The organism is Vibrio sp. NH-7, assembly GCF_053643215.1.
This window is the reverse complement of record NZ_CM132188.1, coordinates 534,585-550,567: the sequence shown is the minus strand read 5'-3', so window position 1 is coordinate 550,567 and position 15,983 is coordinate 534,585. Positions and strand designations below refer to the sequence as shown.

Annotated in this window: 11 protein-coding genes; 6 read left to right on the top strand and 5 right to left on the bottom strand. The window is 44.9% G+C overall.

Annotated elements, in window-relative coordinates:
• Window positions 1-3 precede the first annotated feature (3 nt).
• Window positions 4-339 (bottom strand): cupin domain-containing protein, encoded by a 336-nt coding sequence (locus ACUALS_RS16730; protein ID WP_005450851.1) that lies wholly within the window; start codon window positions 337-339, stop codon window positions 4-6.
• Window positions 340-671: 332 nt separating this feature from the next.
• On the opposite strand from ACUALS_RS16730, the gene ACUALS_RS16725 reads away from it, so the two are divergent.
• Both ACUALS_RS16725 and ACUALS_RS16720 read left to right on the top strand, forming a co-directional pair.
• The gene (locus ACUALS_RS16725) at window positions 672-2,837 is read left to right on the top strand and encodes a heparinase II/III domain-containing protein (protein WP_454449916.1); all 2,166 of its coding nucleotides are present in this window, start codon (window positions 672-674) and stop codon (window positions 2,835-2,837) included.
• A gap of 2 nt (window positions 2,838-2,839) precedes the next feature.
• Window positions 2,840-4,990, top strand: coding sequence for a heparinase II/III domain-containing protein (locus ACUALS_RS16720; protein ID WP_454449915.1), 2,151 nt, complete (start codon window positions 2,840-2,842; stop codon window positions 4,988-4,990).
• Window positions 4,991-5,083: 93 nt separating this feature from the next.
• Here the strand turns inward: ACUALS_RS16720 and ACUALS_RS16715 are convergent, their stop codons facing one another.
• The 3 genes from ACUALS_RS16715 to ACUALS_RS16705 form a co-directional block, all read right to left on the bottom strand.
• Complete coding sequence (locus ACUALS_RS16715; RefSeq protein WP_454449914.1) at window positions 5,084-6,112, bottom strand: metal-dependent hydrolase; 1,029 nt, start codon at window positions 6,110-6,112, stop codon at window positions 5,084-5,086.
• Between the two features lie 192 nt (window positions 6,113-6,304).
• Window positions 6,305-7,663 carry an MATE family efflux transporter gene (locus ACUALS_RS16710; RefSeq protein ID WP_454449913.1) on the bottom strand — a complete coding sequence of 453 codons (1,359 nt, stop codon included), beginning with the start codon at window positions 7,661-7,663 and terminating at the stop codon, window positions 6,305-6,307.
• A gap of 81 nt (window positions 7,664-7,744) precedes the next feature.
• A complete protein-coding gene (locus tag ACUALS_RS16705) occupies window positions 7,745-8,461 on the bottom strand; it encodes a FadR/GntR family transcriptional regulator (protein ID WP_454449912.1) in 717 nt (238 codons plus the stop codon).
• 316 nt (window positions 8,462-8,777) lie between these two features.
• Here ACUALS_RS16705 and ACUALS_RS16700 point away from each other — a divergent pair, with 316 nt between their 5' ends.
• From ACUALS_RS16700 to ACUALS_RS16690, 3 genes are all read left to right on the top strand, one after another.
• Window positions 8,778-9,494: a FadR/GntR family transcriptional regulator gene (locus tag ACUALS_RS16700; protein ID WP_454449911.1), complete on the top strand. Its 717-nt coding sequence runs from the start codon at window positions 8,778-8,780 to the stop codon at window positions 9,492-9,494.
• 139 nt (window positions 9,495-9,633) lie between these two features.
• Window positions 9,634-11,496, top strand: coding sequence for a DUF294 nucleotidyltransferase-like domain-containing protein (locus ACUALS_RS16695; protein WP_454449910.1), 1,863 nt, complete (start codon window positions 9,634-9,636; stop codon window positions 11,494-11,496).
• A complete protein-coding gene (locus tag ACUALS_RS16690; protein WP_454449909.1) occupies window positions 11,496-12,212 on the top strand; it encodes a 3'-5' exonuclease in 717 nt (238 codons plus the stop codon). The genes ACUALS_RS16695 and ACUALS_RS16690 overlap by 1 nt, the downstream gene beginning before the upstream one ends.
• A 54-nt stretch (window positions 12,213-12,266) precedes the next feature.
• Here ACUALS_RS16690 and ACUALS_RS16685 read toward each other — a convergent pair whose 3' ends face one another.
• Window positions 12,267-12,947, bottom strand: coding sequence for an oligogalacturonate-specific porin KdgM family protein (locus ACUALS_RS16685; RefSeq protein ID WP_454449908.1), 681 nt, complete (start codon window positions 12,945-12,947; stop codon window positions 12,267-12,269).
• A 1,236-nt stretch (window positions 12,948-14,183) separates the two neighbouring features.
• On the opposite strand from ACUALS_RS16685, the gene ACUALS_RS16680 reads away from it, so the two are divergent.
• Window positions 14,184-15,968: a sodium:solute symporter family protein gene (locus ACUALS_RS16680; RefSeq protein ID WP_454449907.1), complete on the top strand. Its 1,785-nt coding sequence runs from the start codon at window positions 14,184-14,186 to the stop codon at window positions 15,966-15,968.
• Window positions 15,969-15,983: the final 15 nt, after the last annotated feature.

Here is a 15,983-nt window from a genome sequence, read left to right as displayed (position 1 = left end):
ACGTTACTTCAAGAAGTCTTCACGAGCAGGATTGAAAATATCTAAAAGGATGCTGTCTTGTTCTAGAGCAACGGCACCGTGCATCATGTGTTTACGTGCGAAATAAGCATCGCCCTCTTTTAGTACTTTCTTCTCACCTTCAATTTCTGCTTCAAAACTACCACGTACTACATAACCGATTTGATCGTGGATTTCGTGAGTATGCGGAGCACCGATCGCGCCTTTGTCGAAACATAGGTGAACCGCCATTAGGTCATCTGTGTAAGCAACAATTTTACGTTTGATACCGCCGCCTAGCTCTTCCCATGGGTTCTCATCTAATACAAAGAAAGAATTCATCGTCATACTCCTAAAGATTTCCATTAAAGCGAGCCAGATACATTCAGTTCGCCATCAAATTGATAATGAGCATAACCGATAAATTTTAATTGTCATACAATATATCTAGAATTGTGTGACTTTAATCAAAGATAGACTTGAATAAGTAAAGCCCTGACAATGCATTAACATTACCAAACAATCATTTGAATCATTTAAATTCAATGACCTACATAAAATCACGTGACCTCAATCTCTCTTTTACTGACAAAGACTACCAATAAAATTCATATTGTATTACTTTATAGAAAGTTTAAGATAACAACACACTTCATCTAGAGGGTGGCATTGAAATGACGACACAACCGATTTTATTGACTGAATCTGAAATCGCGCTTTTAAGAAAGGAAGTAGGAAAGCCGAGCTTAATGGGAAAAACCATTGAAGCTAATTGCAAGGAACTGGAAGCATTTATGCGTCTACCATTAGACGTACCTGGTCACGGCGAAGCTGGTGGTTATGAGCACAACCGCCACAAACAGAACTACACTTACATGAACTTAGCGGGCCGTCTATTCTTGATCACCCAAGAAGAAAAATACGCACAGTTCGTTAAAGATCTTCTCGCTATTTACGCAGAGAAATACCTTACTTTTGATTTCCACGTACAGAAAAACACCAATCCAACAGGTCGTCTTTTCCACCAGATCCTTAATGAACACTGTTGGTTAATGTTTACTAGCCTTGCGTACTCATGTGTGGCATCAGTGATGACAGAAGAAGAACGCACAGCTGTCGTTGAGCGTATTTTCGAACCAATGCTAGACATGTTCACCGTTAAATACGCGCACGATTTCGACCGTATTCACAACCACGGTATCTGGGCAGTTGCGGCTGTTGGTATTTGTGGCCTTGCGATTGGCAAACCTATATATCTAGAGATGTCTGTTTACGGTCAAGACCGTGACGATACAGGTGGCTTCTTAGCGCAAATCTCACAATTATTTGCACCGTCTGGCTACTACATGGAAGGTCCGTACTACCACCGTTATGCGATTCGTCCAACTTGCGTATTTGCTGAAGTAGTACACCGTCACATGCCTGAAGTAGACATCTACAACTACAAAGACAAAGTGATTGGCAACACGGTACAAGCGATGTTGGCAACGGCTTACCCGAATGGTGAGTTCCCTGCCCTCAACGATGCTTCTCGCACAATGAGCATCACCGATATGGGCGTTCAAATTGCCGTAAGCGTGTACAGCAAGCACTACGGCCTTGATGACAACATCCTCGGCATGGCGAAGATTCAAAACGCGGTTTGGATGCACCCTTGTGGTTTAGAACTTTCTCAAGCTTATGATGAAGCCATTGCTGACCGTGAAATCGGTATGCCTTTCTGGCCAAGTGTGGAACTGAACGAAGGCCCACAAGGTAATAATGGCGCACAAGGCTTTATCCGAATGCAGGACAAAACCGGTGACGTGTCGCAGCTTGTGATGAACTACGGCCAACACGGTATGGGCCATGGTAACTTCGATACGCTTGGCATTACCTTTTTCAATCGTGGTCAAGAAGTGCTGCGTGAATACGGCTTCTGTCGCTGGGTAAACGTTGAGCCAAAATTCGGCGGTCGTTACCTTGATGAAAACAAATCATACGCACGTCAAACTATTGCGCATAACGCGGTAACGATTGATGAGCAATGTCAGAATGGTTTCGATGTAGAGCGTGCTGACTCCGTACATGGACTACCTCACTTCTTCAAAGTGGAAGGTAAAGAGATCAATGGTATGAGTGCATTCGCCAACGATCATTACCCGAATACAGACATGCAGCGCAGTGTGTTCATGCTTAACTTAGATGAACTCGAAGCACCGCTATTACTCGACCTTTACCGCATTAAAAGTGACGGTGAACATCAGTACGATTACTCTCATCAATACGATGGTCAAATCGTACGTACCAACTTCGACTACCAAAGCTTTGGTGAACTGAGCACCCTTGGTGAAGATTTCGGTTACCAACACCTTTGGAAAGTCGCAAGAGGCCAAGCAAAAGATACGGCACTGGTCAGCTGGCTACAAAACAATACCTACTACACTTGGTTAGGTACAAGCAGCAGCGCCAAGCAAAACGGCGACAATGAGGTAATCTTCACTCGCACTGGCGCGAATGATCCAAGCTTTAACCTACGTAGCGAACCAGCATTCATTCTGCGCAGCAAGGGCGAATCGACGTTATTTGCTTCTGTGCTAGAAACTCACGGTTACTTCAACGAAGAGTTTGAACAATCGGTAAATGCTCGTGGTCAGGTAAAAGATATCCGCGTCGTGGGTTACAACGCTGTCGGTAGCATCGTAGAAATCACAACCGAGAAATCGCTGGTGACTGTCATGATCAGCAATGTACTCGGTGCTAACAACCAAACCCCACATCAAGTAGAACTTAACGGTAAAACATACAGCTGGAATGGCTTCTACTCACTAGAAGTGACTGAATTCGAGCAGGAGAAATAAGAATGAGCTATCAACCACTATTACTGAACTTTGAAGAAGCAGCAGAGCTTAAAAAGTCACTTGGCACGGATAGCCTACTAGGTCACGCACTTGCACGTGATATTAAACAAACTGACAACTACATGGCTGAGGTGGGTATTGAAGTACCAGGCCACGGTGAAGGTGGCGGTTACGAACACAACCGTCATAAGCAGAACTACATTCACATTGATTTAGCGGGTCGCCTATTCCTTATCACGGGCGAACAGAAGTACCGTGACTACATCGTGGATGTGCTAACGGCTTACGCGAAGGTTTACCCAACGCTAGAGAGCAACACTAGCCGTGACTCGAATCCTCCAGGTAAGATCTTCCATCAGACTCTGAATGAGAACATGTGGATGCTATACGCTTCTTGCGCGTACAGCTGCATTTACCACACGTTGAAAGAAGAACAAAAGACACTAATTGAAAACGATTTATTCAAGCAGATGATAGAGCTGTTCGTAGTAACTTACGGCCATGACTTTGACATCGTACACAACCACGGTTTGTGGGCAGTGGCAGCGGTTGGTATCTGTGGCTACGCAATCAATGATCAAGACGCAGTAGACAAAGCGCTTTACGGCTTGAAGCTGGATAAAGTAAGCGGCGGTTTCCTAGCTCAGTTAGATCAGTTGTTCTCGCCAGACGGCTACTACATGGAAGGTCCCTACTATCACCGTTTCTCGCTTCGCCCAATCTACCTGTTCGCAGAAGCGATTGAACGTCGTCAGCCAGAACTTAAGATTTATGAGTTCAACGATTCAGTCATCAAGACAACGTCTTACGCAGTATTTAAGACTGCGTTCCCAGATGGCACTTTGCCAGCACTGAACGATTCATCAAAGACGATTTCGATCAATGATGAAGGCGTAATCATGGCGACGTCTGTTTGTTACCACCGTTACGAACAAACTGAGACACTTCTTGGCATGGCAGACCACCAGCAAGACGTTTGGGTTCATATCTCTGGTAAGACATTGTCCGACGCGGTTGCAGAAGCAGACGACATTAAACCGTTCAACTGGGGCAGCCTATTTGTAACTGATGGCCCAGAAGGTGAAAAAGGCGGCGTAAGCATTCTTCGTCACCGCGACGAACAAGATGACGATACAATGGCGCTTATCTGGTTTGGTCAACACGGGTCTGATCACCAGTACCACTCAGCGCTAGACCATGGCCACTACGATGGTCTGCACCTGAGCGTGTTTAACCGCGGTCATGAAGTTCTGCACGATTACGGCTTCGGTCGCTGGGTAAACGTTGAGCCTAAGTTTGGCGGTCGTTACATCCCAGAAAACAAGTCTTACTGTAAGCAGACTGTCGCGCACAACACAGTAACCGTTGACCAAAAGACACAAAACAACTTCGACACGGCTCTAGCGGAATCAAGATACGGTTCTAAGCATTTCTTCAAAGCGGACGATGAAAAGCTGCAAGGCATGAGTGGTCGTATTTCTGGCTACTATGACGGCGTAGACATGCAGCGCAGCATCATTCTTGCAGAATTGCCAGAGTTCGAAAAACCACTTGTGATCGATGTGTACCGCATCGAAGCAGACCAAGAGCACCAATATGACTTGCCAGTGCACTACTCTGGTCAAATCATCCGTACTGACTTCGACTACAACGTTGAAAGCACGCTGCGTCCTCTTGGTGAAGACAACGGATACCAGCACCTATGGAATGTAGGTTCGGGCCAAGTTGAAGGCAGTTCGTTGGTAAGCTGGCTACACGACAGCAGCTACTACTCGCTAATCACAAGCGCAACAAACGGCGGCAAAGTGTTCTTCACTCGCACAGGCGCAAATGATCCAGACTTCAACTTGAAGAGCGAACCAGCACTGATCTTACGTCAATCTGGTCAGAACCACGTGTTTGCTTCTGTTCTAGAGGCACACGGTTACTTCAACGAGTCTATCGAAGCATCGGTTGGCGCTCGTGGTCTAGTAGAGTCAGTAACCGTCGTTGGCAACAACGAAGTGGGTACCGTGATTCGTCTGCAAACAACCACAGGCAACGCTTACCACTTCGCTATCTGCAACCTAGACGAAGACAAACAGAACGCGGCACATCGCGTTGAGTTCGACGGTGTGACTTACACTTGGGAAGGCGCATTCGCACAGATTTAATCGTGGCGTTATTGACGCAGCGTTTAATGCAAAAAAATCAGGAAATAAGTCAAAGCCGAGCATCACGCTCGGCTTTTTTATCTCAGGGTAAGCTTATGAACTTACTTTGGTTTGATTTGATTGTAGGTTCGCATCAATACTTTGATCGCCCTTTAGCCTTTCCCAAAGTTGACCCATCAATTCAAAGCTACGTTCGCTCGGATAACGCTGTGTGGAGTCCAGTAGTTCCCACTCGCCACTATCACTCTTTTCGGCAAAGATAAACTCAAACGCAAGATTGTTAGACATGCCTAATCGTAAATCAGTGACAATCAAGGAATCGCCTTCAACACGGTAGTTAAGGTAGTTGTGCGAAAAAGCTTTCAACCCAATGAGTGTTTCAGGTTGATCTTCTAATGGCCATTCGCCCAAAGAGTGGGAAATAAAATCAATATTATCGTTACCATCTAACACGGAGGCTAAACCTTCCCAATACTTACCCTCGTCCATAACAACCACCCGCCATAGCAGGGTATTAAAAGGCGTTGGCGTAATCAAAACTTGTTGGTTTGGTAGATTTAGTGCACTCAAGTTCTGTTCAACTCTGGAAGCAATCATCTGTTGAGAGGTGTACCCCCACCCTAAATAGAGCGTTGAAATCAGCACCACGGTTTGACACCAACGCCCGCCGCTGTTTTTCGAGAACAGCGCAACACCTATCGCAAACAATAAAGGCAACGTATAGAGAGGGTCGATGATGAACACGTTTCTCAATTCAAAATAGCCCTCAAATGGCCAAATCAACTGCGTGCCATACGTCGTCATTGCATCAAGCAAAGTGTGGGTAACGAACACACTCACGGTTAAAAAGAACACACGAGAAAGCGTCCAAAACGTATCTGGTCGCCAGCGGCAGTAGAGCCAAGAAATTAGCAAAGCAAAAGGAGGTAACACCAAGAGAGAATGCGTAAAACCACGATGCTTGATTGTGTTTTGTACCGCGTCACCATAATCCAGAATCACATCCAGATCCGGCAAAGTGCCGAGTGCAGCACCCATCAGTAATACCTTCGCATTACAGCGCTTTCCAGCAATCGCACCGGCAACTGTCGCGCCTAATGCAGCTTGTGTGATTGAGTCCATCTATCTCGTTTCATTCATAAATAACTAGCATTGAAAACTAATCGGCTGAGCGAATAGTGTCAAACGCAACAGCCTTTACTACTCAGCTATTTACGAACTTTTACGTGGTAGAGGATCAGTGGGAGAAATAGAGAGTCCCAAGCGAACCCTAGAAACAATGAAGCCCTCACAGTGAGGGCTTCGAGTCAGGGGTTAGTCATACATCAGCTTATCGGCTTTAGTGAGGTCAAACTCATTGAGTGATTTTCTGGCTAGATGTCTAAACGGCAGTGCTTTAACCATCTCTTCAAACGGCAGAATCGCAAACGCCCAAAATATAGAAACATCAAGCCCAATAACGACTAACGCACACAATGGCAGTGACACCACCCATTGACCAGTGAAGTTAATGTTAAAGACCGCCGTTGTTTTACCGAGCGCTCGCAGTACATGGCCATGCACAGTGTTATAGCCTCTGACGATCGGAAGAAAGATATACAGCGGTGCAATCACAGCCAATGCATGATAGGTATCGGCTTCTAGATCTGGATAAAGATCAGGTAAAAACCAGCTCAAAATGAAGAAGAACAGCGCCGACACGATGGAGATGACCACTGCCATATCAATACTGACATCGACATTTTTCCTAAGGTCGTCTAACTGACGCGAGCCAATCGCTTGGCTAATCGTAATGGCCGATGAGTGCGCCCAGGCCGTAATAAATTGTGTACCCATTTTTATCCACGGCATCACAATCGTCATCGCGACATAGGCGTAAAGCGTGAGCTGAGAGAATATCAACATGTAGATGGTCGCACCCGCTTGAAGCATGGTGACATTCGCGGCAACCGGAAAGATCTCTTTGAAGTGACTTTTGACGTTGGTCTTTAATGATGCATCTAAACGTCGGATATCCAGCATCAGAGATAACGTCATCTTAATGCACAGCGACAAAAAGATGAATCGGACGCTAATAGCAACCAAACTGCCCGCCGCTGCGCCCTCGACACCCATGCCTGAGTACCCCATCGCTCCGTGAATCAACACATACGATGCAACAACATTGACTGGGAGTTCTATCAAGTAGCCTTTAAACGGCACCTTAGTACGGCCTAAAGCATTGAACAGTGCGATCATTACTTGAGTTGTTGCATTGAACAAGATGATGTATTTGGCAACGGCAAGGTAACGCTCTGTTTCCGCGATTAATGAAGTATCATCCGTCAACAATCCGATTAATGCAGAGCCACCTATAGAGAGCGCAAGCCAGAACATCAACGCAATCGCCAAGTTAATGGATAGCCCCGCCCAAAAGCCTCGGTTTAAACTGTCACTGTTGGACGAACCAAAGGCACGACTTAATACCAATTGAGAACCATTGGCTAAGGCCATTTGCACACCCAAAACAAAGGCGACTATCGTTGAGGCGATCCCCATTGCAGCAAGGGAGATTTCACCCAATGGAGAGACTAAGAACGTGTCGATCATCAGCATTGATTGCATCAAAAGTGCATTCAGCGCCAACGGCCAAGCAAGCGAAAGGTTCTTTTTTACATACGGCGTAGAGGACATAGTGAACTTATTTGGGTGTTTTAAAAGAAGGCTCCGATAACAAAGCCTCCATATTTGTGTGTGTGACAGAAGAACAAACGCTTATCCGTTCGCCACTAGAGCCAGTTTTTGATTCTCGTCATCAAGCAATATTTGAGAAGCAATCCGCGCTTCCCTTGGGTCACCAGCCATGATGGCATTGTAAATACGTTGATGCTCTTCTAAGCAAAAACGACCGCCCTCGGCAGACTCATCAATAAACTGTTTAAAGATGGTCGATAAAATATTGCTGAACGGAATATAGAATTGGTTACTGGTACAAAGAAAAATGGTTTGATGGAACAGATGATCGTTCTCTGTCCATGCTTGATAATCGTAGCTTTTCGCGGCAATGGTCATCGACTGAAAAATCACGGAGAGTGACTTTCGCTGACTCGCAGATGCGTGTGTTGCCGCCAACGCACAGGCTTCAGGCTCAATCGCTTTACGCAACCCAAGAAATTGCCCCAAAAATGGTGCGGTATCTTCTAGGTCTTGTATCCATTCTAGCAATTGAGGATCAAGAAAGTGCCAGTGCTGGCGGGGTCTCACCGTCGTACCGACTTTAGGCTTAGATTCAATAAGCCCCTTTGCCGACAACAACTTAGTCGATTCTCTAAGTGCGGTTCGGCTGACTCCAAATGCTTCACACAATTCAAGTTCACTGGGTAGCTTTTCTAGTTCTGCTATCTCTCTAGACAATATCTTACGCGCTAATTGCCGTGCTATTTGAACGTGAATCTTGCGACTGGAGTTTTCTACCAACGAAAACGTGGCCATAACTGGCTCCTATAAAAAGACGCTCAATAAATCATACAATATCATCTATAAATAACAAGCGACCAGATCTCATAATCCACTATTGGCGTAATGAGAGATCTATTTGATTCGGCTTTAACGCGCTTATATAGAAATGAGATTCACTTGATGCTACTCGGATGAACACGTTGTATATCCTGTAATGACAGAGCGATTTATTCCGACCAAATATTAAGTTTGTGAATCAAAGATGCCTTTAGGAAAAGAGTGCTTGGAGCACCATAGTCCAAGTGCTAGAATTACACTTAAATAATACATATCAATTATAAGTTAGATTATGACTGGATCATTTAGCTCTATCTCAGGCTCAAAACGCAGCCTGCACGTTCAAGTGGCGCGTGAAATTGCACGCGGCATCTTATCTGGCAAGTTGGCTCAAGGCTCTATTCTTCCTGGTGAAATGGATCTGTGTGAGCAATTTGGTGTTAGTCGTACCGCACTGCGTGAAGCGGTTAAGCTGTTAACCTCAAAAGGCTTGCTTGAGTCTCGCCCTAAAGTTGGCACCCGTGTTATCGATCGCGCTTACTGGAACTTCCTTGATCCACAATTGATTGAATGGATGGATGGACTAGCCGATACCGACCAGTTTTGCAGTCAGTTCTTAGGCCTACGCCGTGCTATAGAGCCAGAAGCCTGTGCCCTAGCCGCAAAACATGCCACTGCGGAGCAACGTATCGAGCTATCAGAAACCTTCCAAAAGATGGTCGAAGTGGCAGAAGCTCCTGTATTTGATCAGGCAAAATGGATGGAAATAGACACGAAATTCCACAGCCTTATCTTCAATGCAACAGGCAATGACTTCTACCTTCCGTTTGGTAATATCCTGACGACCATGTTCGTGAATTTCATTGCACACTCGTCAGAAGAAGGCAGCACGTGTATCAATGAACACCGCCAAATCTACGATGCAATCATGGCAGGTAACAGTGACAAAGCACGTCAAGCATCAGCAAACCATCTACTAGACTCGAAACACCGCCTCGCAACGGTCTAGTTGAACTTCACTTCAAATCCTAAAGCACGCTTTCTGGCGTGCTTTTTTGTATCGAACACTCAAGGTTTAACCAAATTTTGATGCACTCAACACAATAAGAGATATAATAATACAATTACATCTCTATCAATGGTTAGCTATGAGTGATCCGTTACTGCCTAATATTATCCAGTTCATTCGACAAATCGATCCGTTCGATAAAGTGCCTGAGTCTAACTTAAGGCAGTTAGCGTCGAATATACATATCACCTATCTAGCCAAGGGCGATACGGTCAATCCATGTGATAACCCTGAAGAAAAGTCCCTCTATGTCATTCGGACTGGGTCAATGGAACAAAGAAAGAGTGATGGTGTGCTTCGAGCTAGGCTTGGCTCTGAAGATCTGTTCGGATTTACTTTTCTAGACAAGCAGATCAATGATGAGCAAGGGTATCAGGCGGTCGCAATTGAAAGTACGTTGCTTTACATCATTCCCCACTCTGCCCTACAAACTTTGTTCAAAGAGTTTCCCACATGCGCTGAACACTTTGCATCACAGGCACAAGTACGGCTTAAATCAGCGTTAGACGTTGTTTGGTCTAATAAAGAGAAAGGCTTATTCATTAAGCGAGTTGATGAAGTGGCCAGCGGTCGAGTTGCTGTGGTCACCTCAGAGTTATCGATACGGGAAGTCGCTCATACCATGCTAGTGCAGCGCTCTCCTTGCGCCGTAATCTACGAAGATAATCAGATTGTCGGATTAATCACTGACCGAGATATGACCAAACGTGTGATAGCCGTTGGCGCTTCAACCGATGGCCCAATTCGTGACGTGATGACTCATTCTCCGCAAACCGTAAAGCCTGACGACTTGGTACTTCACGCCGCATCCATCATGATGCAATCCAATATCCGAAACTTACCTGTGGTGCAAGATAATAAGGTGGTAGGGCTTTTGACCACCACTCACCTTGTCCAAAACCACCGCGTTCAAGCTATTTTCCTGATTGAGAAAATCAAATATGCCGGTAGTGTCAAATCCCTATCGAGTTTCACACCTGAACGCCAAGCCATCTTTGAGGCTCTGGTTGAAGGTAATGTCTCCCCTGAAGTCATCGGCAAAGTAATGACAATGATTATGGATGCCTACACAAAGCGGCTTATCCAAATCGCCATCGACAAACTGGGTCCCCCGCCTTGTGATTTTTCTTGGATCGTCGCAGGCTCACACGCGCGAAATGAAGTTCACATGCTGTCTGACCAAGACAGTGCAATCGTACTTGCCGATGACGCGACCGAAAACGACCGTATCTACTTTCAACACCTTGCGATGATGGTCACTAATGGCCTCGCTAGCTGTGATTACCCACTCTGCCCAGGCAAATTTATGGCAGCGACGCCGAAATGGTGCCAAACCCTGAGTGTCTGGAAACATTACTACAAGAAGTGGGTAGCAAACCCTGAGTATGAACGCCTGCTCAATATCAGTGTGTTCTTAGAGATTCGCACCGTGTTTGGTGTCAGCGATTATGAAAAACAGCTTAGAGAAGCACTGCATGAGAATATCCGTAGCAACCGCGAATTCTTAAGTATGCTTGTAAACGATGCGGTGACAACAAATCCTCCGCTTGGGATCTTCAACAAGCTTGTACTCGAGAAGTCAGGCGAAAATAAAAAGACACTCAATGTTAAAAAGTATGCGATCAACTTAATTATCGACCTCGCTCGAATCTACGGTTTGGCGGTAGAGACTGATGTTTCTGCCACCGATGAACGCTTTAAAGCCGCCTATGAGAAAGGTATTCTGAGCGAAGATGCGTTTAAAAACATTCTTGGCGCCTACGAGTTTATTCTGTCGTTTCGATTCAACCACCAGCTCGAAGCATTGAAGAGTGGTCATACACCTGATAATCACATCAACCCTGATAGCTTTGGTAGCTTTGAACGCAAACACTTGAAGGATGCGTTTAGGATCATTGCCGACCTTCAAGAAGCGGCGAAAGTGAGATTTGGGAGTCGTTAATGAAAATACTCACAGACTTTTTTCATCCACTTTCAAGGTTTAATCGTAAACGCGCGCACTACAGAGGTCAGGTTCCTTTACCTGCGGATCTAAATAGCGTGTTTAACTTCGAATCAGTACCCGTAGATGCTAACGCTAAAGGCTTGGACTATTTAGTGCTCGACCTCGAAACAACCGGGCTTGATGCCGAATCCGATCTTATCTTGTCGATGGGCTGGGTCGAAATATCAAATGGTGTGATTGATTTAAGTACGGCACAGCATTTTTACCTCAGTAACGAATCGCAGATCAAACCAGAAACAGCTGTAATCAACCATATCACGCCTCAGATGCTAGAAGATGGCATCTCAATCCACGACGCTATGAAGGCGCTATTCGAAGTTGCACAAGGCAAAGTGTTGGTCGCCCACTCTTGTTCGGTAGAGAACAGCTTTATTCAGCGCTACCTTTCGTATCGTTATCAGCTCAATGCCGTCCCTTTAATGTGGCTCGATACTCTTTATATCGAGAAGAAATTGGCACGAGCTATCAATAATCATCAAGATCTTGATGTTTCGCTTGGAGCAACCAGAGAGCGCTACCAACTGCCCGAATACATCGAGCATAATGCCTTAATGGATGCTGTGGCGACCGCAGAGTTATTACTCGCTCAAGAGGCACGACTCGCCTCAAGTAAGCCCGTTACCATAGGTTTACTCTATCGATTAAGCTACTAGAGAAACTAAAAAAGCCAGCATATCGCTGGCTTTTTGATGGATAGTTTGAATCAATTAGAAGCTGTAGGTCAGACCGACACGACTACGCAGTTCACGTTTATCCGATGTAGAATCCACGTTTACATCACCAAACTCAACGTACGGTGCCCATTGACCAAAGTGGCGACGAGCAGTGGCATTCAGTTCATAGTTCGTGTCTGAATTGTCGAAAATATCGTAGCCATCTGCTTTGTAATAGTTCGCTTCAAAGCCGAAACGCCAATCGTACATTCGGTAGTTCACGTTACCTGTTAATCGGTGACGGCGCTGATCATCTGCTTCGATGTTCTGACGAATGTCGTAACGGTAACGGCCGCTTAAGCTTAAGCCTTCAACGCTATCTAAATCATACGTTAGACGAAGTTGCGGTTTGTAGGTCATGCCACTTTCACGACCTTCAATTGGCATTCCCGGTTGAAGCGTCCAGTTGTTGTTTTCACCAAACTTGTAGCGGTAGCCAAGGTCTAGCTCCCAACCATTGTTTTTAAGGTCTTCAAGGAACTTTCCTTTTTCGCCTTTGAACTTTAACTCGCCAGAGTAATAGAAGTTATCGATGCTATCGCCCATCTTTACACGGGTCGCATGCTGCTCTGTGCTGTGTTTGTACTCATGACGAACATCGAAAGAAGCTGCAGAAAGAGAGCCCGCAAATAGAGTCGCCGCAACGGCTAATGAGATTTTATTGTAGTGTTTCATTGTAAAGTTCCACTTATTGGTGTGCCATTAAACTGGCATCGCTACGTTTAATTTGAATTAAAATAATACAAATAGAATACGTATGACCAAGAAGACTTTCTGTGAAATGGATCAAAATACCCCTTTCATTTCTCATCAAACAATTTGTTACAACATCAAAAAAACAATTAAATCATTGTTATAAAAGAAAATAATTGAATTTAGGCCATTCTTTTGAGTTTGAAAAATGTGCGCCAGACCTTAAATTCATAAACCTAACACACCAAGACTATTTGTATTACTTTAATATCTATATCGTTAGTTGTTCAGATTTCAGCAAACCATTTGAGTTACTCGTGGAACAGGAACTCTCGACTTGTGGCTGAGAATAATGAAGTCAATGATCTTAAGGACCCGATGAAGGCTAATGAACGCACCTAATACCAATCTGGATAAATAGGTGTTCAGTAATTGCGCAGACAACATCGCTTAGAGCAAGGCATAGATTGCCGCTAGCTAGTTGACCTACCTACACCATTCTCTAAAAACATAGCTATAACGAAGCTATTAGCGATTTTAGCAAGCAAGAATGACCAGATATTTATTTAGGTTGGTATCATACATTGGAAAGAAAACCTCTGTTATTGCGTTTACTGGCGAGAATAGTCCAGTGTTTGATGACATTAAGTGCAGCACTGCTGGCTACTTCGGTCCCGATTATGATTGCAGCTAACTGGATATAGGAACAAGCATGAACTGACATCGCACGTGGGTTCATAATGTATTCGTCTCAGTTAAATGCCTGAGCGTGACAAAATTCTAGTCCCTAAAAACGTATAATTATTTTTGCTGAGAAGGATTACTCGGCCGGTTACCTACACCGTTGACGTTCATGCGTGGCAGGCTCGCATGAACGTTTTTTATTGCCTACGATAAATCACACAAATACTCAAAAAAAACACAGCAAAACTGACAACTAGCACCATCACTCCCTGTAATAATCTCTCTTCGAACTTATTCACCACGCTGACATTTACTGCGTAATCATGCTCAAAACAAAAGCCAAAGATGTTTTATTGAACACAATTGGTGCAATGTATCACCAGTTTGGCAATTTTAGACATTGATCACTTGTATGATTATTAATATCCCATCAACTAAAACACTTGTCACGATTTTGAGTTATTGTACTACAAATAAGAGTGTCGATAGTTACTATGGACTCGAAGACATAACAAAACTTTCAAAGGTCTAAAGATGGAACTCAATACCCTTATTGTAGGCATCTACTTCCTATTTCTTATCGCAATAGGTTGGATGTTCAGAACGTTTACCAGTACAACCAGTGACTATTTCCGGGGCGGCGGTAGCATGCTTTGGTGGATGGTTGGCGCAACCGCTTTTATGACTCAGTTTAGCGCCTGGACCTTTACTGGGGCAGCGGGTAAAGCGTATGCCGATGGTTTCGCTGTTGCCGTTATTTTCTTAGCCAATGCTTTTGGCTACCTCATGAACTACCTCTACTTTGCTCCTAAATTCCGCCAACTGCGCGTCGTAACGGTTATTGAAGCGATTCGAATGCGTTTTGGTAAATTCAACGAACAGGTATTTACCTGGTCTGGTATGCCAAACAGCGTTATCTCTGCCGGTATTTGGTTAAATGGCCTTGCCATTATTGCATCAGGCATCTTCGGCTTTGATATGACAACGACCATTATTATCACAGGTCTTGTGGTGTTGGTGATGTCGGTTACCGGTGGCTCGTGGGCTGTTATCGCTTCTGACTTTATGCAGATGGTCATCATCATGGCAGTCACAGTAACGTGTGCCGTGGTAGCCATTATTCAAGGTGGTGGCGTTGGTGAGATCGTTAATAACTTCCCAGCACAAGAAGGCGCATCATTTGTTTCAGGTAACAACCTTAACTACCTAAGCATTTTCGGTATCTGGGCGTTCTTTATCTTCTTCAAACAGTTCAGTATCACCAACAACATGCTTAACTCATACCGCTACCTAGCGGCAAAAGACTCGAAAAATGCCAAGAAAGCCGCACTGCTTGCTTGTGTACTGATGACTATGGGCCCTCTGATTTGGTTTATGCCATCATGGTTCATTGCGGGTCAAGGTGTTGACCTAGCCGCTCAGTACCCAGATGCGGGATCTAAAGCGGGAGACTTTGCTTACCTTTACTTTGTTCAAGAGTACATGCCTGCAGGTATGGTCGGTCTACTGATTGCAGCGATGTTCGCAGCCACCATGTCATCAATGGATTCTGGCCTTAACCGCAACTCTGGTATCTTTGTTAAGAACTTCTACGAACCAATCCTACGTCCAAATGCGACTGAAAAAGAGCTAGTGGTTGTCTCTAAACTGACGTCTACTTTCTTTGGTATTTCAATCATCCTAGTTGCATTGTTTATCAACTCGTTAAAAGGCCTAAGCTTATTTGACACCATGATGTACGTTGGCGCTCTCATTGGCTTCCCTATGACCATTCCGGCATTCTGTGGCTTCTTTATTAAGAAAACACCTGACTGGGCTGGCTGGGGAACGCTCGTGGTCGGTGGTATCGTCTCTTACTTTGTCGGCTTCGTTATCACACCAGAAATGGTACAAAACTGGTTCAACCTAGAACCGTTAACGGGCCGCGAATGGTCGGATCTAAAAGTCGCTATTGGTCTAATCGGTCACCTAATCTTTACTGGTGGATTCTTCCTACTATCAACCTTGTTCTACAAGCCATTGTCGGAAGAGCGTCAGAAGAACGTAGATAAATTCTTTGAAAACCTAGCCACTCCATTAGTCGCTGAATCTACGGAGCAGAAGAAGCTGGATAACAAGCAGCGTCGTATGTTGGGTTCACTCATCTCTGTCGCAGGTGTGGGCGTCATGGCGATGTTCCTACTGCCAAACCCACTATGGGGACGCATGATCTTCGTGCTGTGTGGTGCCATTGTGCTCGCCGTCGGCTTGCTGCTAGTCAAAGCAGTCGATGAGAGTGTTGAAGAAAAGAATAACAACAAAGAGGTCGTTCAAAACTAACCTCACCTACCCTAC